The organism is Niveispirillum sp. SYP-B3756, from assembly GCF_009495745.1.
Taxonomy (GTDB): domain Bacteria; phylum Pseudomonadota; class Alphaproteobacteria; order Azospirillales; family Azospirillaceae; genus Niveispirillum.
This window is the reverse complement of sequence record NZ_WIDQ01000001.1, coordinates 601,598-618,977: the sequence shown is the minus strand read 5'-3', so window position 1 is coordinate 618,977 and position 17,380 is coordinate 601,598. Positions and strand designations below refer to the sequence as shown.

22 protein-coding genes are annotated in these 17,380 nt (G+C 65.2%); 7 read left to right on the top strand and 15 right to left on the bottom strand.

What is annotated here, in order from left to right; genetic code table 11:
- Window positions 1–30 precede the first annotated feature (30 nt).
- The 13 genes from recF to GE253_RS02910 all read right to left on the bottom strand — a co-directional run bounded on the left by recF (window position 31) and on the right by GE253_RS02910 (window position 9,104).
- Window positions 31–1,194 (bottom strand): DNA replication/repair protein RecF, encoded by a 1,164-nt coding sequence (gene recF / locus GE253_RS02970; protein ID WP_247878439.1) that lies wholly within the window; start codon window positions 1,192–1,194, stop codon window positions 31–33.
- Complete coding sequence (locus GE253_RS02965; protein ID WP_153202604.1) at window positions 1,191–1,592, bottom strand: type II toxin-antitoxin system VapC family toxin; 402 nt, start codon at window positions 1,590–1,592, stop codon at window positions 1,191–1,193. The genes recF and GE253_RS02965 overlap by 4 nt, the downstream gene beginning before the upstream one ends.
- Window positions 1,585–1,842 (bottom strand): AbrB/MazE/SpoVT family DNA-binding domain-containing protein, encoded by a 258-nt coding sequence (locus GE253_RS02960; protein WP_153202603.1) that lies wholly within the window; start codon window positions 1,840–1,842, stop codon window positions 1,585–1,587. The genes GE253_RS02965 and GE253_RS02960 overlap by 8 nt, the downstream gene beginning before the upstream one ends.
- A 331-nt stretch (window positions 1,843–2,173) precedes the next feature.
- The gene (locus tag GE253_RS02955) at window positions 2,174–2,503 is read right to left on the bottom strand and encodes a type II toxin-antitoxin system PemK/MazF family toxin (RefSeq protein ID WP_153202602.1); all 330 of its coding nucleotides are present in this window, start codon (window positions 2,501–2,503) and stop codon (window positions 2,174–2,176) included.
- Window positions 2,490–2,714, bottom strand: coding sequence for an antitoxin MazE-like protein (locus GE253_RS02950; RefSeq protein WP_153202601.1), 225 nt, complete (start codon window positions 2,712–2,714; stop codon window positions 2,490–2,492). Before GE253_RS02950 ends, GE253_RS02955 begins: the two co-directional genes overlap by 14 nt.
- Window positions 2,715–2,779: 65 nt before the next feature.
- Window positions 2,780–3,898: a DNA polymerase III subunit beta gene (dnaN, locus tag GE253_RS02945; protein WP_153202600.1), complete on the bottom strand. Its 1,119-nt coding sequence runs from the start codon at window positions 3,896–3,898 to the stop codon at window positions 2,780–2,782.
- Between the two features lie 153 nt (window positions 3,899–4,051).
- On the bottom strand, window positions 4,052–5,224 hold the full coding sequence (locus tag GE253_RS02940) for a winged helix DNA-binding domain-containing protein (protein WP_153202599.1): 1,173 nt from the start codon (window positions 5,222–5,224) through the stop codon (window positions 4,052–4,054).
- 74 nt (window positions 5,225–5,298) lie between these two features.
- A complete protein-coding gene (locus GE253_RS02935; protein ID WP_153202598.1) occupies window positions 5,299–5,619 on the bottom strand; it encodes a multidrug efflux SMR transporter in 321 nt (106 codons plus the stop codon).
- Between the two features lie 265 nt (window positions 5,620–5,884).
- Window positions 5,885–6,355, bottom strand: coding sequence for a MaoC family dehydratase (locus GE253_RS02930; protein ID WP_153202597.1), 471 nt, complete (start codon window positions 6,353–6,355; stop codon window positions 5,885–5,887).
- Window positions 6,356–6,431: 76 nt separating this feature from the next.
- Window positions 6,432–6,761 carry a LapA family protein gene (locus GE253_RS02925; protein WP_173012461.1) on the bottom strand — a complete coding sequence of 110 codons (330 nt, stop codon included), beginning with the start codon at window positions 6,759–6,761 and terminating at the stop codon, window positions 6,432–6,434.
- A 160-nt stretch (window positions 6,762–6,921) separates the two neighbouring features.
- Window positions 6,922–7,062: a hypothetical protein gene (locus tag GE253_RS02920; RefSeq protein WP_153202595.1), complete on the bottom strand. Its 141-nt coding sequence runs from the start codon at window positions 7,060–7,062 to the stop codon at window positions 6,922–6,924.
- Between the two features lie 209 nt (window positions 7,063–7,271).
- On the bottom strand, window positions 7,272–7,892 hold the full coding sequence (gene metW / locus GE253_RS02915) for a methionine biosynthesis protein MetW (RefSeq protein WP_153202594.1): 621 nt from the start codon (window positions 7,890–7,892) through the stop codon (window positions 7,272–7,274).
- A gap of 3 nt (window positions 7,893–7,895) precedes the next feature.
- On the bottom strand, window positions 7,896–9,104 hold the full coding sequence (locus tag GE253_RS02910; RefSeq protein ID WP_348770763.1) for a homoserine O-acetyltransferase: 1,209 nt from the start codon (window positions 9,102–9,104) through the stop codon (window positions 7,896–7,898).
- 193 nt (window positions 9,105–9,297) lie between these two features.
- Here GE253_RS02910 and GE253_RS02905 point away from each other — a divergent pair, with 193 nt between their 5' ends.
- A complete protein-coding gene (locus tag GE253_RS02905) occupies window positions 9,298–10,164 on the top strand; it encodes a chorismate mutase (RefSeq protein ID WP_153202592.1) in 867 nt (288 codons plus the stop codon).
- A 142-nt stretch (window positions 10,165–10,306) separates the two neighbouring features.
- Window positions 10,307–11,191 (top strand): prephenate/arogenate dehydrogenase family protein, encoded by an 885-nt coding sequence (locus tag GE253_RS02900; protein WP_153202591.1) that lies wholly within the window; start codon window positions 10,307–10,309, stop codon window positions 11,189–11,191.
- An 18-nt stretch (window positions 11,192–11,209) separates the two neighbouring features.
- Here GE253_RS02900 and GE253_RS02895 read toward each other — a convergent pair whose 3' ends face one another.
- On the bottom strand, window positions 11,210–11,830 hold the full coding sequence (locus tag GE253_RS02895) for a LysE/ArgO family amino acid transporter (protein WP_153202590.1): 621 nt from the start codon (window positions 11,828–11,830) through the stop codon (window positions 11,210–11,212).
- A gap of 103 nt (window positions 11,831–11,933) precedes the next feature.
- Window positions 11,934–12,677 carry a hypothetical protein gene (locus GE253_RS02890; RefSeq protein WP_348770762.1) on the bottom strand — a complete coding sequence of 248 codons (744 nt, stop codon included), beginning with the start codon at window positions 12,675–12,677 and terminating at the stop codon, window positions 11,934–11,936.
- Between the two features lie 360 nt (window positions 12,678–13,037).
- Here GE253_RS02890 and GE253_RS02885 point away from each other — a divergent pair, with 360 nt between their 5' ends.
- The 5 genes from GE253_RS02885 (at window position 13,038) to GE253_RS02865 (ending at window position 17,368) form a co-directional block, all read left to right on the top strand.
- Window positions 13,038–13,856, top strand: a complete 819-nt coding sequence (locus GE253_RS02885) for a phage capsid protein (RefSeq protein ID WP_153202588.1) — start codon at window positions 13,038–13,040, stop codon at window positions 13,854–13,856.
- Window positions 13,857–13,925: 69 nt separating this feature from the next.
- A complete protein-coding gene (locus GE253_RS02880) occupies window positions 13,926–14,195 on the top strand; it encodes a hypothetical protein (RefSeq protein WP_153202587.1) in 270 nt (89 codons plus the stop codon).
- 184 nt (window positions 14,196–14,379) lie between these two features.
- Window positions 14,380–14,952, top strand: a complete 573-nt coding sequence (locus GE253_RS02875; RefSeq protein ID WP_153202586.1) for a hypothetical protein — start codon at window positions 14,380–14,382, stop codon at window positions 14,950–14,952.
- Window positions 14,949–16,856, top strand: coding sequence for a hypothetical protein (locus GE253_RS02870; RefSeq protein ID WP_153202585.1), 1,908 nt, complete (start codon window positions 14,949–14,951; stop codon window positions 16,854–16,856). Before GE253_RS02875 ends, GE253_RS02870 begins: the two co-directional genes overlap by 4 nt.
- A complete protein-coding gene (locus GE253_RS02865; RefSeq protein ID WP_153202584.1) occupies window positions 16,856–17,368 on the top strand; it encodes a hypothetical protein in 513 nt (170 codons plus the stop codon). The genes GE253_RS02870 and GE253_RS02865 overlap by 1 nt, the downstream gene beginning before the upstream one ends.
- Window positions 17,369–17,380: the final 12 nt, after the last annotated feature.

Sequence of the window (17,380 nt, the reverse complement as noted above, 5' to 3'; positions counted from 1 at the left end):
CGCAAAAAGAGGGGTAAAAGCGTATTCAGCCTACCAAATTTCCGCATGGCTTAGCTGCGATTGGGCAACCAGGATATGGGTTGCCCGTCCCGCCAGCGGGCGGAAGATTTCCGCATCCGTGCCGGTCATCCAGGCTTGCGCCCCGGTGGCCAGAATCTCGTCAAACAGGGCCTGTCGGCGGCCTTCATCCAGATGGGCCGCCACCTCATCCAGCAGCAGCAGCGGCGGGGTGCCGGTCTCTGCCTTCATCAGCCGTGCATTGGCCAGCACGATGGCGATCAGCAGGGCCTTCTGCTCGCCCGTGCTGCCCAGTTCGGCCGGCATGTTCTTGGCGCGGTAGGTGACGGAGAGGTCGGATTTATGCGGGCCGATGCCGGCACCGCCGGCCACCGCATCCACCCGCCGCCCGTCGGCCAGGGCGCGGCGGAAACCTTCCTCGGCTTCCAGCGCCGGGCGGTCGGCCAGCAGCTCATCAATGGCGCCGGCCATGCGGATGCCGGGGGCGGGGAAGGGGCCGACACCCTGGGAGGCGGCCGCTTCCAGCCGCCGCGCCATTTCCGCCCGTGCGGCGGCCACGGCGATGCCGGTTTCCACCATCTGGTCTTCCAAGGCGGACAGCCAGGCCGGATCAACCGGCCCATCGCGCAGGATGCGGGCGCGTTCGCGCAGGGCATTTTCATATTTGGTCAGCCGCCCGGCATGGCCGGGATCAAAGCCGAACACCAGCCGGTCCAGGAAGCGCCGGCGGCCCGATGCCGCTTCCTGGAACAGCCGGTCCATCTGCGGCGTCAGCCAGACGACGGCGACATGCTCGGCCAGCGCGATCTGGCCCTTGGCCGGGCGGCCATCAATATGCACCAGCCGCCGCTCGCTCTCCCCACCCGCCGGGTCGCGGCCGGTGCCGATCTCCACCGGCCCTAAGGGCGTTTGCACCTGGGCGGCGATGGCCCAGCCGGGGCCGCCGGTCCAGTCGGCGGCGTGGCTGTCGCCGATGCGCTCGGCGTCGCACAGCTTGGCCCGGCGCATCCCGCGACCGGGGGCCAGGAAGCTGACCGCCTCCAGCAGGTTGGTCTTGCCGGCCCCATTCTCCCCCGTCAGCACAACGGGCCGCGCATCACATTCCAGCCGGGCCAAGGCGTAGGAACGAAAGCGCGTCAAGGTCAGGCGGGTGACGGCGAGGGTGGGATAGGTCAAGATGCAGCGCCGCGAATGCAAATGATCGGGGGCAGGTTGGCAGCGGGCAAGCGCAGCCATGCCTTGTCGCTGGTCAAGGCTGGGGCTTGCCGTTGCAGGGCCAGCGCCAGACAGGCCCGGTCCCCCAGGGACAGGCCGGCTTTGCGCGTCGCCTCCCGCAGGGCGGCGGCACGGACGGCCTGATCGGCGTCGAAATCGACAATCTCGATCCCCAGCCCCAGCACCACATCCCGCGCATTTGCCGGCGGGATGCCGCGTTCGACCAGTTTGGTCAGCGCCTCGGTGAAATTCACGGCGGACATGGCAGCGGCGGGTAGGATGGCTTCCACCTGTTCCGCCCCCGGTTCCCGCAGCAGAAAGGCCAGTAAGGCGGAACTATCCAGCACAGGATCACTCATGATCGGCGGCGGCCCGGCGTTCGGCGATTACCTCATCGGCCAGGCTGACCCCCTCGGGCACGAACTGGCGCACATAATCCTGGGCACGCTTTATCGCCACGGCAATCGGCTCCAGTATCACCGCGCCATCCACCAGGCGCGCCACCACGCGTCCCCCTTCCGGGATGCCCATGGCCGCCCGCATCCCGGCGGGGATGACCACCCGCCCATTCGGGGCGACCGTCAGGTTGGCTTGCGTGGTGGCGGGCATGGGAGGGTTCCTTAGTGTCACATTTACAGAATCTGACACCGTAGCCGTCTGTGTCAAGATTGCCGGGGCAATGGGCCACAAAAGAAAATGCCTCAGCACGGGGCCGGGGGGGCTGGACTTCCATCTCTGTCTTCGACGGATATGTGTTTTTTAATCAATACCTGCTGCCCTCACTCCGTCACCCCGGCGAAGGCCGGGGTCCAGTTCGTAAAGCAAAGCGCTCGCCATTCTGGACCCCGGCCTTCGCCGGGGTGACGGAGTGATGAGAGTAATGCATTGAAATAAATGAAAATTCTTCGACAGATGCATCGCCGGTACGGCGATGGACGGGTTATGTGTCTGCCAGACCGATCACGAAGGCGACGGCCCGCGTCAGTTCTGCCATCTCTTCCCGCGATAAATGCCCGATCACCTGCCGAATGCGGTCACGGCGCACCGTGACCGGCTTATCTGCCATCAATTGGGAACGGGATCGCAGCCCGTTGTCAGCATGGGGTTCAATCGTTACCCGGAAATCGGCAACGGCCAGATCGCTGGTGAATTGAACAATGACAACGGATTGATGGGCTGGCGGTAAAGCATCGGATTGCAGGATCACCGCCGGGCGTGGCTTGCCATAGTCGCCATTGGTGGCGACCACCACCACATCACCGCGCTGCATCCGTCAGGTCTTCATTATCAAAGTCGCTGACAGACTCGATCCAGTCCATGGCATCAGCCTCAGCGACCGGATCAAGGCGGGTCACTTGTTCGGCGATCCGGGCGCGTACCTGCGGGGAACGGGCATCTGGGATGAACAGCCGGATTTCCCGCAAGCCCTGTGCCCGCTTGCGCTCCCGAAACGCCTTTACCCGTTCAGCCGCCTGTCCCATCAGAAGAGCCTCCTCGCGTTACCCGCCAGTGTAACGCGTAACGCAGGGGCTGGGCAAGCAGCGGGTCAAACGCGCATCGGCATCAGCACATAAAGCGCCGAGTTGTCTGCCGCGTCGCGGACGATGGTGGGGGAGCCACTGTCGGCCATCTGCAATTTGGCGACACCGCTTTCGATCTGGGAGGTAATATCCAGCAGGTAGCGGCTGTTGAAACCGATCTCCAGCGCGCTCTGCTCATAGACCACCTCGATCTCTTCCGTCGCCGAACCGGCATCGGGAGAGGTGGCGGAGAGTGTCAGCACGCCCTTGCCCAGGGCCAGCTTCACGGCGCGCGACTTTTCGGTGGAGATGGTGGCCACGCGGTCCACGGCAGCGGCGAACAGCTTGGCATCCACTTCCAGCGTCTTGTCATTGCCGGCGGGGATCACGCGCTCATAATCCGGGAAGGTGCCGTCGATCAGCTTGGAGGTCAGGGTGATGCTGTCAAAGGCGAAACGTACCTTGGTGTCGGACAGCTGCACCTCAATGCTGTCGGCGGCCTCATCCAGCAGCTTGCGCACTTCCAGCACGGTCTTGCGCGGCACGATGACGCCGGGCACGGCTTCCGCTCCTTCCGGCAGGGCCACTTCCACGCGGGCCAGCCGGTGACCGTCGGTGGCCACGGCGCGCAGGGCGGCGGTTTCGCCGGCCTTGGGCTTGGTGGCGTGGATATAGATGCCGTTCAGGTAATAGCGCGTCTCCTCGGTGGAGATGGCGAACTTGGTCTTGTCGATCAGCCCCTTCAGGGCACCGACCGTCAGGCTGAACCGGTGGGGCAGGTCGCCCTGGGTCATCTGCGGGAAATCATCCACCGGCAGGGTGCCCAGCTTGAAGTTGGAACGGCCAGAGCGCAGCGTCAGCACATCGCCCGAGGCATCCAACTCTACCTGGCTGCCATCGGGCAGCTTGCGGGCAATGTCATACAGCGTGTGGGCCGGGGCGGTGGCCGAGCCGGGGCGGGCGATATCCGCCGGCACGCTTTCCACAATTTCCAGATCCATGTCGGTGGCGGTCAGCGACAACTCGCCATTTTCCGCGCGCAGCAACACGTTGGACAGGACCGGGATGGTGTTGCGCCTCTCGACAACGCTCTGCACATGCCCGAGGGAGCGAAGCAGGGCGGCACGTTCGATGGTGATCTTCATCCTGAACCCGGTCGGTTTGTCGCCCCATGGTCGGTCCAAGGGACAGGGGAATGGTTACACGAATCCCCACCCGGCCACCCCGGCAGCCAGAGAAGGGGGCGACACCATAGCACAAGCTTGCGCGCATGACAGGGCTTTGCTGCATCGCATGGCTTAAGGATTGAGGAGATCCACCGCCAGCCCACCGGACAGCCGGCGCAGGGCGCGCGTGATGGCCGGCATCTCTTTCTTATAGAGCTTTTCCAGTGGGGTCAGTGTTACCTGCCAGTACGGCTTGCTTTGCCTGCCACCGCCGACCCGCCGGTGGTTCCAATGCGCCACCACCCGGCCCTGGCGCAGGATCACCGGGCTGATCCAGCCGGCGGTGCGATAGATGGCGGGACGGTGCCGGTCGTCCAGATACTGGCTGGTATCCTGGTGGCCCAGTAGCCAGGGGTCAAACAAAGGCAGGGCGGTAAGGTGGCCCGGTCCATGCGCGGCCTGTTGCAACGCCGTCGCATCATCAGCCAGGACAAAGAAGCCGGGCTTGCCGGCGATGGCAACTTGCGTGATCTCCCCCGCCAGATCGCCAAAGCCCTGATGCACCGGGCCGGCGGACAGGCCGCTGAATTTGCGGAAATCCGCCGGGCTGGCGGGGCCGAAGACGGCCAGATACCGCCTCAGCAAGGCCGCCACCGCCGCCCGACCTTCCATCGGGGTGAAGGGCGTACCCGGCGGCAGCCAACGGTCCAGCCGGACGAAACGCGCCTCCCGCAGGCCGGTTTCCCCCGTCGCCTCATCCCCCATGGCCGGGCCATGGCAAAGATGGCCCAGGGCGCAGGCCAGCTTCAGCACCCCGCCCCAGCTATGTTCCAGCCACGGCTTGGCCCAGTCGCCCAGTTGCGGCACCAGCCGGCGCGACAGATCCATGCGGCTATGCGGCCCATCCGCGAGGACTTCGCAGATGGCTCCGATCAAGACCGCCACCTGTTCCGGCGGCAGCCCTTCCCGGCTGTACCATTTCTGATAGGCATCGCCCTGCAGCCCCCGCACCCCCAGCACCATGGGCAGGTCGGCGGCGGGCAGCAGATGCAGGGTGGAGCGGTGGGCCCACAGCTTCACCAGCGACCGGTCGGCATAGAGCTTCTGTTCCAGCGCCGCATCCGCCACCCCGCTGGCGGCGCGGGCACGGAGTTGCAGCAGGGCGGCGGAATGCACCTGCGCCTGCGCCCCGATCAGGCTGACCGCCGCCGCCAGCCCGTCCGTTGCCGGTTCCAGCAGGTGCTGACGGCGCAGACGAAAGGCCAGCGCCTGTTCAACGCCGATAGCAAGCGGGGTGGTTGTCATCCGGGTGGCCTTTTGTTCTCTCTGTATCGGTGCAGCATGACGTAAATCGGGGGCTGGAACAATGGGGGAACAAATCACCCAGGGGCTAGAAATTTCAATCCCGCAATGCCTGCCACGATCAGGGCGATGCAGCCCAGGCGGAGCGCATCGGCCGTTTCCCCGAACAGCAACATCCCGGCCAGCACCGTGCCCACGGTGCCGATCCCGGTCCAGATTGCATAGGCGGTGCCCAGCGGCAGGGTCTTCAGCGCCAGCCCCAGCAGCAGGATGCTGACCAGCATGGAGAGCAGTGTCAGGGCCGTGGGTAGGGGACGGGTGAAACCGTCTGTATATTTAAGGCCGATGGCCCAGCCGATTTCGGCAAGGCCGGCGGCCAGCAGGTAAAGCCATGCCATGGCGGGAACCTCCCCTTTGTCGAAGGGGCCGTCCCCGATATGGATTTTTCCCCGGCGATCCGGGTCGTCCCGGGTCGCCTGTGCAGGGGAAATGTCGTGATCGCCATATGGTTTCATACCAAGAGCCATGGATCATGGCTCTTGGTATTTCCCAGTTCCCTCAAGTGCCGGGCGGCGGCATCCGCCGCCTTGGCTCACGCGGGCACGCGCCCGCGGGCCAGCCTTCTGTCCGGTCAAGCCGGTGACCGGCAGGGCGGGTCTGCCCTCAGCGGGGGGCCATCACCACCATGATCAGCCAGTCGGCGGCCAGGGCCGGCTTGGCCTCCCCCTCAATCTCCATGCTGGCGGTATAATGCAGCATATGCTGGCCGTTGCCCCTGTCCTCCAGTCCCGCCAGGGTAAAGCGGCCGCGCAGGCGGGCGCCGCTGCGCACAGGTGCCAGAAAGCGCAGCTTGTCGAAACCGTAATTCATGCTCATCGCCATGCCGGCGGGCAGCGGGATGATCTCCATCCCCATGCCGCCCAGCAGGGAAAGGGTCAGGAAACCATGAGCGATGGTGCCGCCCAGCGGCGTCTGGGCCGCCCGCACCGGATCGACATGGATGAATTGCCGGTCGCCCGTCAGATCGGCGAATCGGTCGATCATCGCCTGATCGACCGTCACCCAGGTGGACACACCGACTTGCCTGCCGACCAGCCCCGGATAATCGGCCAGGGGAATAATCGGTGCCGCCATGATGCCTCTCCGCTCAAACGTTTGTTTGCTTCAAGCTGGCACTATGACGCGAAATGGGGCAGGGCGGAAAGGGGGATCAGGCGCGCGGCAAGGTCTGGCCGATGGTTGCCCCCGGTGTGCCGGCCGCCTTCTCCGCCCGCAGCATGTCCAGTTCTTTTTGCAGCTTGTCGGCGCGGCTCTGATGCTTGCGCTCAGCCTTGCGGTGGCCATGCTGGCCGATCCACACCGTCAAGCCGCCCAGCAGGAAACCCACCACCAGGGTCACCAGCACCAGGGCAAAGGCTGGCGCTTCCACGAAAAAGGGCAGGGGCCAGAGGCTGAGCGGCACCGGGGTCAGGTTGGAGACAGCAAAGGAAATGGCGATGACCGCCAGCGGCAGGGTGATGATCCAGGAAAGATAACGCACGGGTTCATGCTCCCCATTTTGGACGGGGCCGGCGGAACGGCCCAAAAGAAACGGCCCCGAGCATAACGCCGGGGCCGTCGAAAGTTTCCAGGAAATACGCTCGGTACGGAGACAACCGGCATACCCCGGTCAATGCCGCCCATGGGGGACAGGCGGATTGTCACATGATCGCCGCGCCAATCAGCAGGGCGAAAGACAGACCAAGCAGGGCGGTGGAGATGCGTTCCAGACGTTCCAGGCGCTCACGGGCCTGGCGCAGCGAGCTGGTGATTTCAGTATAGGCATAAGCAGTTTGGCGCATCTGGACCTCCCTTACATCCCGCCACCGTGGATGCAACCGACGATGGCGTGAGATACATGGCGGTCTGGCCACAGGAGGGAGGGGAGTTGCTGGGGGGGGGCCTAACCTGTCACCCAACTGCAACCAGACCGTAATGGAACTGTGCGCCCATTCCCGGCCCCCGGCAAGGGTTCGAACATGACCTTTTGTATGGACTATACGAAATGATATTATGTGCGCTGCAACAGGAACAGGGCCTGTTCGCCCCACCAATTGGCACGCCCACTATCGGCGGGGGCGTCGACCACCTTTTCATCCGCACCCAGGATCAGGCTGCGTTCGATGCGGATGCCCATCTCCTGGCACAGCATCACGAAATCCCGGATGGTGCAGAAATGGATATTGGGTGTGTTGTACCAATCATAGCCCAGCCGGTCGGTGACCGGCATCCGCCCCTTCAGCAGCAATTCCATCCGCACCCGCCAATAACCGAAATTGGGCAGGGAGATGATGGCGTGCCGGCCGATGCGCACCAGCTGTTCCAATATTTCGCGCGGCTGGCGGGTGGCCTGCAAGGTCTGTGACAGGATTACATAGTCAAAGCTGTTGGACGGGTAATCCTTCAGATCCGTATCGGCATCGCCCTGGATGACGGCCAGCCCCTGGCCGACGCAGCGGCGCACCCCGTCCATCGACAGTTCCAGCCCGCGCCCATCCACCTTCTTGCGATGGACCAGGGCATAGAGCAGCTCCCCTTCGCCGCAGCCGACATCCAGCACACGGGCGCCTTCATCCACCCAGGCGGTGATACTTTCCAGGTCGGTGCGAATGTGGGGGCCGGAAATCGCCATGGTTCAGGCCCCCTTGGCCGTGCTGGTCAGGCCGCGCCGCTGGGCGTTGCCTTCAATGAAACCGCGCGCGACCTGATAGAATTCCGGCTCATCCAGCAGGAAGGCATCATGGCCCTTGTCGGTCTCCACCTCCACAAAGCTGACATTGGCCGCCACGGCGTTCAGCGCATGGACGACAGCGCGGCTTTCGTTGGTGGGGAACAGCCAGTCGCTGGAGAAACTGATCAGGCAGAATCGCACCGGGGTGGGCCGTTCCACCCCGTCCGCCCCCTTCACCCGGAAGGCATTGGCCAGCACCCCGCCATGATCGGCGGCCAGATCGAAATAATCCATGGCGCGGGTGATATAGAGATAGGAGTTGGCGTCGAACCGCTCGACAAAGCTGATGCCCTGGTGGCGCAAATAGCTTTCCACCTGGAAATCCGCATCAAAGCCGAAGGTGATGGCGGCCCGGTTCTGCAAATTGCGCCCGAATTTGCGGTGCAGGGCCGGTTCGGACAGATAGGTGATGTGGGCGGCCATGCGGGCCACCGCCAGCCCCTTGGTGGGCTTGGTGTTCTGGTTCAGATAGTCCCCGCCGCGCCATTCCGGATCGGCCATGATGGCCTGGCGCCCTACCTCATGAAAGGCGATGTTCTGGGCGCTGTGCCGGGCCGCCGTGGCAATGGGCAGGCAGCAATAAACCATTTCCGGATAGGAGACGGCCCATTGCAGCACCTGCATCCCGCCCATCGACCCGCCGATGACGCAGAACAGCTGGCGGATACCCAGATGTTCCACCAGCATCTTTTGCGCCCGCACCATGTCGGCGATGGTGATGACGGGGAAGGACAGGCCCCAGGGCTGGCCGGTGGCGGGGTTGACCTCCTTCGGTCCCTCGCTGCCCAGACAGCCGCCAATGACGTTGGAGCAGATGACGAAGAATCGGTCGGTGTCGATGGGCTTGCCGGGGCCGACCATCAAGTTCCACCAGCCGGGTTTCCCCGTCACCGGATGTTTCTCGGCAACGAAGTGATCCCCCGTCAGCGCATGGCAGACCAGCACGGCGTTCGACCGGTCGGCATTCAGCGTGCCATAGGTCTGATAGGCCAGCCGGAAGCAGCCCAGCTCCACCCCGCTATCCAGTCTCAGCGGGCTATCCTTGCCCAGCACGATGGAACGGGCGGGTTCTGCCGGGCCACAATCGCGGAAAAGGGCGGGCGTTTCAGTCACCGGGCGTTCCATCGAAGGCGCACGCAAAAAGCGGCGGCGATAACGGGCAGGGCCGGCCGGGCAGGGGATGCACGGGTCCGGTTGGGCAAGTAGAGCTAGAAAGGGGGGGCACGGGTGTCAATGTTTTCTTTGATTTTACCGGGGGTGGCGACTACTACTATCCGGCCCTGCACGGACAAATTTCCGGCCATCCATGTCCCCGACCCCCACGCTTGATGATCTGCGCCGCGAGATCGATGAGATCGATGCGGCGATTCACGCCCTTTTGCTGCGCCGCACCGAGGTGGTGCAGGAGGTGGGGCGGGTGAAGCCTCCGGGCCGTCCCTTCATCCGGCCGGGGCGGGAGGCGGAGATTATCCGCACCCTGGTGGCCCGCCATAGCGGCCCCTTCCCGTTGCAGGCCCTGATCCGCATCTGGCGGGAGATGGTATCGGCCTTCACCCGCGTGCAGGGGCCGCTGGGCGTCGCCGTGGTCTGCCCGGATGACCAGCGCAGCCCGCTCTGGGATAATGCGCGTGACCATTTCGGCAGCGCCACCCCCACCATTGCCGTCAATACCCCCATGGCCGCCTTGCGCGCCGTGTCGGAGGGGACGGCGACCGTGGCCGTGGTGCCATGGCCGGAAGAGGATGACAACGACGCCTGGTGGCGTTTCCTCGTCTCCCCCGATCCCAAGACCCCGCGCATCATTGCCCGCCTGCCCTTCCTGCGCCAGACCGGCCAGCAGGTCGGCCGCGAAGGCGGCGACGCCCTGGTGCTGGCCGCCGTCCCGGCGGAAGCCACGGGCGATGACCGCACCCTGCTGGCGGTGGAAGTGGGCCAGGATGTCAGCCGGGGCCGGCTGAAGGATGTGCTGGAAGCGGCCGGCTTTGCCACCCTGCAACTGCGCACCCACCATCTGCCCGGTGGTGGCGGTGCCGTACATCTGGTGGAGGTGGAGGGCTTCGTGGATGCGGGGGATGCGCGCCTGGATGCGGCCACGCTGAAGCTGGGCGAAAGCGCCACCCGCATGTTGCCCATCGGCGCCTATGCCACCCCCATCACCCTGCCCAAGGGGTGAGTTGGGGGGGGGCAAAAGCAACCTGCCCTTCTTGGAATAGGGCTGGGCTGGGGCTTGGGTGGCTTGTCACCCGCCAGTCCGCTTGAGACCGCCTGTCGCCCATGGTACTGACCATGGCTTCAATCTTATCAGGCGTTTTCCCATGACCAGCCCGCTCTTCACCCGCGTTGCCATTGTCGGCTTTGGCCTGATCGGTTCTTCGATCGCGCGGTGCGTGGCGGAATATCCGGGCTTGGCCAAGGATGTGGTCTGTATCGACCGCTCCCAGGCGGTCTGCGACCGGGTGATGGAACTGGGCATTGCGGCGGCGGCCAGCACCGATCCAGCCCTGGTTGCCACCGCCGATCTGGTGGTGCTGGCCACGCCCATCGGGGCCTTTGCGGATCTGGGGGCCATTATCGGCCCGCATCTGACACCCGGCACCATCCTGACCGATGTGGGCTCGGTGAAACAGTCGGTGGTGCGTGATATCGGCCCGCATGTGCCCGATGGCGTGCATTTCGTGCCCGGCCATCCGTTGGCCGGTACCGAACATTCCGGCCCCGATGCCGGCTTTGCCAGCCTGTTCAAGGATCGCTGGTGCATCCTGACCCCGGTGCCCGACAGCGATGCGGCGGCGGTGGAAAAGCTGGCCGCCTTCTGGCGCGGCTGTGGCAGCCAGATTGAGCTGATGGAACCGGGCCATCATGACCGGGTGCTGGCCATCACCAGCCACCTGCCGCACCTGATCGCCTACACCATCGTTGGCACGGCCACCGATCTGGAAGAACATCTGAAATCGGAAGTGATCCGGTTTTCCGCCTCCGGCTTCCGCGATTTCACCCGCATCGCCGCCAGCGATCCGGTGATGTGGCGCGACATCTTCCTGAACAACCGGGAAGCCGTGCTGGAGGTGATCCAGCGCTTCACCGAAGACCTGACCGCCCTGCAGCGCGCCATCCGCTGGGGTGAGGGGGAAAAGCTGGAAGAACTGTTCACCCGCACCCGCGCCATCCGTCGCTCGATCATCGACGCAAAGCAGGCGTGAAGCTGTAGGGCAGGGCGTTTACCCGACCACCCGCCACACCAGCGACGCCGCCAGCGCCAGCATGGTCAGCCCCACCACCCCGTCCAGCACCTGCCACGCCAGCGGCCGGGTGAACAGGGGTGTCAGCACCCGCGCACCATAGCCGAGGGCAGTGAACCAGCAGAAGCTGGCCGCCACCGCCCCGGCAATGAACAGGGGCCGCAACGCTTCCGGTTGGGCGGAACCGGCGGTGCCCATCAGCAGCACCGTATCCAGATAGACATGCGGGTTCAGCAAGGTGAAGGCGGCTGTCGTGGCCAGGGCACGCGGCAGCGTCACCCCGTCGCCCTGGGCTACCGTCATCGCCTCGCCCGTCCGCAGCCGGGCCAGGGCGCGCAGCCCGTACCAGCCAAGAAACCCAGCCCCGCCGATGGCCAGCAGGTCGGCCAGTTGTGGCAAGGCAGCCAGAAAGGCACCCACCCCAGACACACCTGCCGTAATCAGCAAGCCGTCCGCCGCCCCACAGAACAGCACGATGGGGCCGACATGCTGTCGCCTCAACCCCTGGCGCAGCACGAACAGGTTCTGTGCGCCGATCGCCATGATCAGGGCAGCGGACAGGGCGAAGCCGGTCAGGAAAGGGGCGGGATCGTCTATCATCCCCCAGTGATAACGCCAGCAGCGCATTGCAGCAAAATTTGTTTTCTTAAATCGGTTGAGGCAATGCCTTATCCGTGATGGCCGGATATCGGCTTTCAGCAGGTTAAAACTTGCTCGGCAGCCAGCGGTCATTCATCCAGCCTTCTGCCGCCTTGGCGATCAGGTCTGGGTAATCCACCCCGTCGGGCACCAGCAGCGGCAAGCCGAAACCGTCAATCACCCGCCGCACCCCCGCATCATTCAGCACGATATTGCGGGCGCGGGCATGGCGGGCGATTTCCATTTCCTGCCCCCAGAAGTAAATCTGCCTGGGCTGGCAATTGGCGGCCATCTGCCCAACCTCCGCCAGCCGCGTATCATTCATCAGCCACAGCCAGATATCCGGCATGAGCAGGTCCACCGGCTGGTCGGGCCGATATTCATAGGCATCCCCCTGGACAATATGGATTTTCGCTTGCACGTCCGGCGGCAGCTGTTCCAGCACGCCCAATTCCCGGATAATGCCCAGCACGGTCGGATCATATTCCACCACGGTGACGCGGGTGACTGCCGGGTTCAGCGCGGTATTGGCCACTGCCCAGCCCATGCCCATGCCCATCACCACCACATGGCCCGTTGCCGCCTGACAGCCCAGCTCCTGGCTCTCCAGTTCCATCGGGCTGGTAGACATCCAGGTCTCCATCCGCCCGTCGGCCCCTCGGCGTAACAAGGCGACCATGTTCTGGCAGAAGAGGGCCGGGCTCCAATAGCCTTTGCATAAGACCATCTCGGTAATCGAGATCCGCCAGTCCGTCCGTTCGATCGGGGCATAGGTCGGGATGAACATGTTCGGCTTGTAGATATTCACTGAATGCATCCCTTGGTAGCGATGGTTCTAGGATGCCATCGCGTCTCCAAAAGGAGAAGTGCTTCGGGGTGATGGAATTTTGATTGACAGTCTTAGGATCAATATCCTATATCTGTTCTTGTCAACGCCCGAACCATGTCCATGGTGATCGGCGGCTGACGCCTCTTCGCTTCCCTGTTCTGACACTGCCGCCGGTGCCTGATAACCCGCCAGGCGCTTCTTTGCGCCCGGGGCCTGGCCGCCGGCGGATTCTTTGGGAAGTCTGCCCCAAGCCCCCGCGCCGATACCGGTCGGACGCGCCCGTCACGGGTGCCCGGCAACCGCACCCGGCCGCCCCTCCATAGGAAGGAAATCCAGAGGATGGCCATCGATATTGAAAAGGCCTTTGTGAAACAGTTCGAACGCGAAGTGCATGAAGCCTACCAGCGCCAGGGGTCCAAACTGCGCGCCACCGTGCGGTCGAAAGGCACGGTTCAGGGCGCCAGCACGACCTTCCAGAAGGTCGGCAAGGGCACCGCTTCCACCAAGGCGCGCAATGCGCCGGTGCCGGTGATGAATGTCGACCATGGCAGCGTGGAATGCCTGCTGGCCGATTATTATGCCGGCGATTGGGTCGATAAGCTGGATGAGCTGAAGACCAACGGTGACGAGCGCGGCGTCATCGCCAATGCCGGCGCCTATGCGCTGGGCCGCAAGACGGATGAGCTGATCATCGCACAGCTGGATAAGAACACCCGGCTGGCCGGGGCCGACAGCGACGGGTTGACCCGCGACAAGGTGCTGACGGCGTTCGAGCTGCTGGGCGGCAGCGACGTGCCCGATGATGGCCAGCGCTTTGCCATTGTCGGCTGGAAGCAGTGGAGCCAGTTGCTGGGGATCGAGGAATTTGCCAATGCCAATTATGTCGGTGATGGTGAGTTGCCTTGGCGCGGCACCCAGGCCAAGCGCTGGCTGGGCACGCTGTGGATGCCGCATTCCGGGCTGACGCGCACAGGCAGCGGCGCCCGGCTCTGCCACTGGTACCACCGCACCGCCATCGGCCATGCCAGCGGGGCGGATGTCGCCACCGATGTCACCTGGCATGGCGACCGTGCCGCCCATTTCGTCAACAACATGATGTCGCAGGGCGCCTGCCTGATTGATGGCGACGGCGTGGTGACGCTGGCCTGCAAGGAATAAGCGGCGGGGGCGGTGCTACCGCCCCATGCCCATCCGCTCCCTGTATCCAATGTTGAAGGAACCTGACCCATGGCCTTTCTGCCGAAAGACCTGAGCGTGCTGGCCTATGCCAATGGTTTCACGCTCTGGCACTACACCACGCAAGATGCCCATACCGCCGTGCGGGTGACGGGCTATTTCAACGCGGCCAGCCATATGCTGCGCCTGGGCGACATGATCCTGGCCAATACCGGCACCGGAGGCGCCTCTGCCGCCGGCATCCTGCTGGTCAATGCCAACAATGGCGGCACGGTCGACGTGTCTGACCTGACGCCCGTGGGGGCGGTGGATAGCGATTAAAGGGGGGCGTTGGCCCGCCGCTTATATTTGCATATCCACATCGCCTTTCCCACCGTCACCCCGGCGCAGGCCGGGGTCCAGGGGCCACAAGCGCTTTGCTCTACGATGCTGGACCCCGGCCTGCGCCGGGGTGACGGTGGTGGGGGATGGCATCCCTGCGGCCCCCCCAATAAAGGTTTCCCCCATGACCGACCCCGCCATCGGGCTGTGTGCCCGCGCCCTGATGAAGATCGGGGCGGCCCCGCTTGCCAGTTTTCAGGATGGCACGGCGGAGGCCGAACTGGCGGCCGGGCTTTATCCCGGCTGCCGTGATGCGCTGCTGGCCGCCAATGGCTGGAGCTTTGCCACCCGTCAGGCCCCCCTGGCGCGGCTGGCAGCACCCCCGCCCGCCGATTTCGCCCATGGTTTCGCCCTGCCGGATGATTTCCTGCGCGCCCTGTCGCTGGGTACCGCCGGGCGCGGGCGGGGGCTGGAATATCGTATCCAGGGGGCGGCGTTGCTCTGCGACGCGCCCGCTGTGGTGCTGACCTATATCGCCCGGGTGGCGGAGGAGACGTTCCCCGCCTTCTTCGCCCAGGCGCTGATCGCCCGGCTGGCGGCGGAATTCTGTGTGCCGCTGACCGAAAACAGCAGCCGCGCCGACAGCCTGAACCGGCTGGCGGAAACGGAATTCCGCCGCGCCCGGCAGATCGATGCCGGGCAGGACAGCCAGCCCGGCTTCACCGATTTCTCTTTGATCGAGGCCCGATTCACATGACCCGTCTCCGCCCCGTCAAAACCAGCTTTACCGGTGGCTGTGTCAGCCGCGCCCTGCTGGGGCGTGGCGATCTGCGCGCCTTTGACAATGGCGCGCTGGACCTGACCAATGTGCTGGTGGAGCCGACCGGCGGCGTCACCCGCCGGCCCGGCACGGCCTTCATCGCCAGCCTGGCGGGGCGGGGCCGGCTGGTCGCCTTCACCTTTTCCACCCAACAGACGCATCTGCTGGCCTTTACCGACCGGCAGGTCACCATCTTCGCCAATGATGCGGTGCTGGCCCGCCTGCCCACGCCCTGGACCCTGGATCAGTTGCCCGCCATCCAATGGGCGCAGAGTGGTGACGTGCTGCTGGTCTGCCACCCGGAGGTGCCGCCGCAACGGTTGACCCGGCTGGGCACTGATCAATGGCGGCTGCAACCCTGGGAATTTGTGGAGGAGGCGGGGCGGCCCCGCATCCCCTTCTTCCGCTTTGCCGAGGCGTCGGTGACGCTGACGCCGTCGGCCCTGACCGGGCGGGTGCGGCTGCGGGCGTCGGCCCCGGTTTTCGGCGTCGGGCATGAAGGCATGGCGCTGCGGGTGCATCGCCAGCCGGGGCGGATTGCCGCCGTGCGCTCCCCCACGGAGGTGGAATGGGATGTGGTGGACAGCCTGCCCCATCTGAAGCCGACGGCCGATTGGGACGAGGCCGCCTTTTCCGCCATGCGCGGCTGGCCGGTCAGCGTGGGGTTCCACCAGGACCGGCTGGTCATTGGCGGGTCGCGCGATCTGCCCAACCGGCTGTGGCTGTCTAAATCCGGCGACCTGTTCAATTTCGACCTGGGCAAGGGGGAAGATGACAGCGCCATTGAATTCGCCATCCTGTCGGATGAGGTGAACCCGATCCGCCGCATCTTCTCCGGCCGGCATTTGCAGGTCTTCACCACCGGCGGTGAATGGGCGGTGACGGGGGAACCGCTGACCCCGGCCGCCATCCGGCTGGACCGGCAGACCCGCATCGGCAGCCCGGTCAGCCGGCAAATCCCCCCGCGGGAGGTGGATGGCGCCACCATTTTCGCCGCCGCCGATGGCAGCATCCGCGAATTCCTCTGGACTGATCTGGACCGGTCCTATGCCGCCACCGACCTGTCCGTGATGGCTCGCCATCTGCTGCCCGGCACGGTGGAACTGGAACATGATGCGGGGCGTCGGCTGCTGCTGGCGGTGCAGGAAGATGGCACGCTGGCCGCGCTGACGCTCTACCGCGCCGAACAGGTCAGCGCCTGGACGCGGATCACTACCCAGGGCCGCATCCTCTCCATCGCGCTGGTGGGCGGGGTGATCTATTGGCTGGTCGAACGCGACGGGGCGGTGGTGGTAGAGGCATGGGATGCCACGCTGGGCGTGGATAGCGGCCTGACCGGATCGGTCGCCACCGCCACCAGCCGCTGGAAGGGGCTGGACCATCTGGATGGGCGCAAGGCCCGCGTGCTGGCCGATGGCAAGTTGATGCCTGACCGGCCGGTGGCGGCCGGTCGCATCCGCCTGCCGGAAGCGGCCCGCAGCATCCAGGCAGGATTGCCCTTCAGCCATATTATCGAACCCATGCCGCCCAACCCTGTGGCGGCAGAGGGACAGGGACGGCGCGCCCGTCTGCTGGCCGTGACCTTCCGTTTGAAGGATACGCCCCTGCTGCGCGCCGACCTGGGGCGGGGGCCGGTGGAAGTGCCGCTGCGGCGGACCACCGGCCCCCTGGCCGTGCCCACCCTGACCGATACGGCCCCGCCCCCCTTCACCGGAGAAAAACGCATCGCCACGCTGGGCTGGTCGCTGGACCCGGTGCGCCCGCCCTGGCGCATCATGGAGGACCGGCCGCTGCCCTTCACATTGCTGTCCGTGACCCAAGAGATGAAGGTGAATGACTGATGGCTGGTATCACCACCCCCGCCCTTTCCGCCCTGTCCGCCGTCAATACGGTCAAAAGCACCGTCAAGCAGGTGCGCGACCTGACCGGGGCGACGGACCGTAAGGCGGAAAAGCAGTTGGCCGAACGCCAGCAATCGGACCTGAACAGCCTGCGCGCCCGCCAGGATGCGGATACCACCGCTTTACGGGCCAATGTGCAGAACCAGGCCGACCAGATCGCCACCAACTCGGCATCCGACGAACGCAAACGCCAGCGCGCCCTGCGCCGTGCCGTGGGCCGCACCCGGGCACAACTGGGGTCACAGGGGATTTCCACCGCCGATGGGTCGGGGGAGGCGATCCTGCTGGGCCAGACGCGGGAGGCGGAGGAGGAAAAGGCCGACGCCGACCGCCTGAATGCCCTGCGCATCAAGGCGCTGGAACAGCAGGAACAGAGCGAATATCAGCGCAACCTGCTGGAACTGTCGGAGCTGCAGGAACGCCAGCGGCTCGAGCGGCTGGCGCGGCGGTAGGGGTTTGCGTTG

Bases quoted from the DNA above. Each gene is read 5' to 3' on its own strand.
- GE253_RS02900 (WP_153202591.1), top strand. From the start codon at position 10,307: ATGACCAGCCCGCTCTTCACCCGCGTTGCCATTGTCGGCTTTGGCCTG.
- GE253_RS02905 (WP_153202592.1), top strand. From the start codon at position 9,298: ATGTCCCCGACCCCCACGCTTGATGATCTGCGCCGCGAGATCGATGAG.
- GE253_RS02935 (WP_153202598.1), bottom strand. From the start codon at position 5,619: ATGGCATGGCTTTACCTGCTGGCCGCCGGCCTTGCCGAAATCGGCTGG.
- GE253_RS02885 (WP_153202588.1), top strand. From the start codon at position 13,038: ATGGCCATCGATATTGAAAAGGCCTTTGTGAAACAGTTCGAACGCGAA.
- GE253_RS02955 (WP_153202602.1), bottom strand. From the start codon at position 2,503: ATGCAGCGCGGTGATGTGGTGGTGGTCGCCACCAATGGCGACTATGGC.
- GE253_RS02865 (WP_153202584.1), top strand. From the start codon at position 16,856: ATGGCTGGTATCACCACCCCCGCCCTTTCCGCCCTGTCCGCCGTCAAT.
- metW (WP_153202594.1), bottom strand. From the start codon at position 7,892: ATGGCGATTTCCGGCCCCCACATTCGCACCGACCTGGAAAGTATCACC.
- GE253_RS02960 (WP_153202603.1), bottom strand. From the start codon at position 1,842: ATGCCCGCCACCACGCAAGCCAACCTGACGGTCGCCCCGAATGGGCGG.
- dnaN (WP_153202600.1), bottom strand. From the start codon at position 3,898: ATGAAGATCACCATCGAACGTGCCGCCCTGCTTCGCTCCCTCGGGCAT.
- GE253_RS02940 (WP_153202599.1), bottom strand. From the start codon at position 5,224: ATGACAACCACCCCGCTTGCTATCGGCGTTGAACAGGCGCTGGCCTTT.
- GE253_RS02875 (WP_153202586.1), top strand. From the start codon at position 14,380: ATGACCGACCCCGCCATCGGGCTGTGTGCCCGCGCCCTGATGAAGATC.
- GE253_RS02950 (WP_153202601.1), bottom strand. From the start codon at position 2,714: ATGGGACAGGCGGCTGAACGGGTAAAGGCGTTTCGGGAGCGCAAGCGG.
- GE253_RS02930 (WP_153202597.1), bottom strand. From the start codon at position 6,355: ATGGCGGCACCGATTATTCCCCTGGCCGATTATCCGGGGCTGGTCGGC.
- GE253_RS02965 (WP_153202604.1), bottom strand. From the start codon at position 1,592: ATGAGTGATCCTGTGCTGGATAGTTCCGCCTTACTGGCCTTTCTGCTG.
- GE253_RS02895 (WP_153202590.1), bottom strand. From the start codon at position 11,830: ATGATAGACGATCCCGCCCCTTTCCTGACCGGCTTCGCCCTGTCCGCT.
- GE253_RS02920 (WP_153202595.1), bottom strand. From the start codon at position 7,062: ATGCGCCAAACTGCTTATGCCTATACTGAAATCACCAGCTCGCTGCGC.
- GE253_RS02870 (WP_153202585.1), top strand. From the start codon at position 14,949: ATGACCCGTCTCCGCCCCGTCAAAACCAGCTTTACCGGTGGCTGTGTC.
- GE253_RS02880 (WP_153202587.1), top strand. From the start codon at position 13,926: ATGGCCTTTCTGCCGAAAGACCTGAGCGTGCTGGCCTATGCCAATGGT.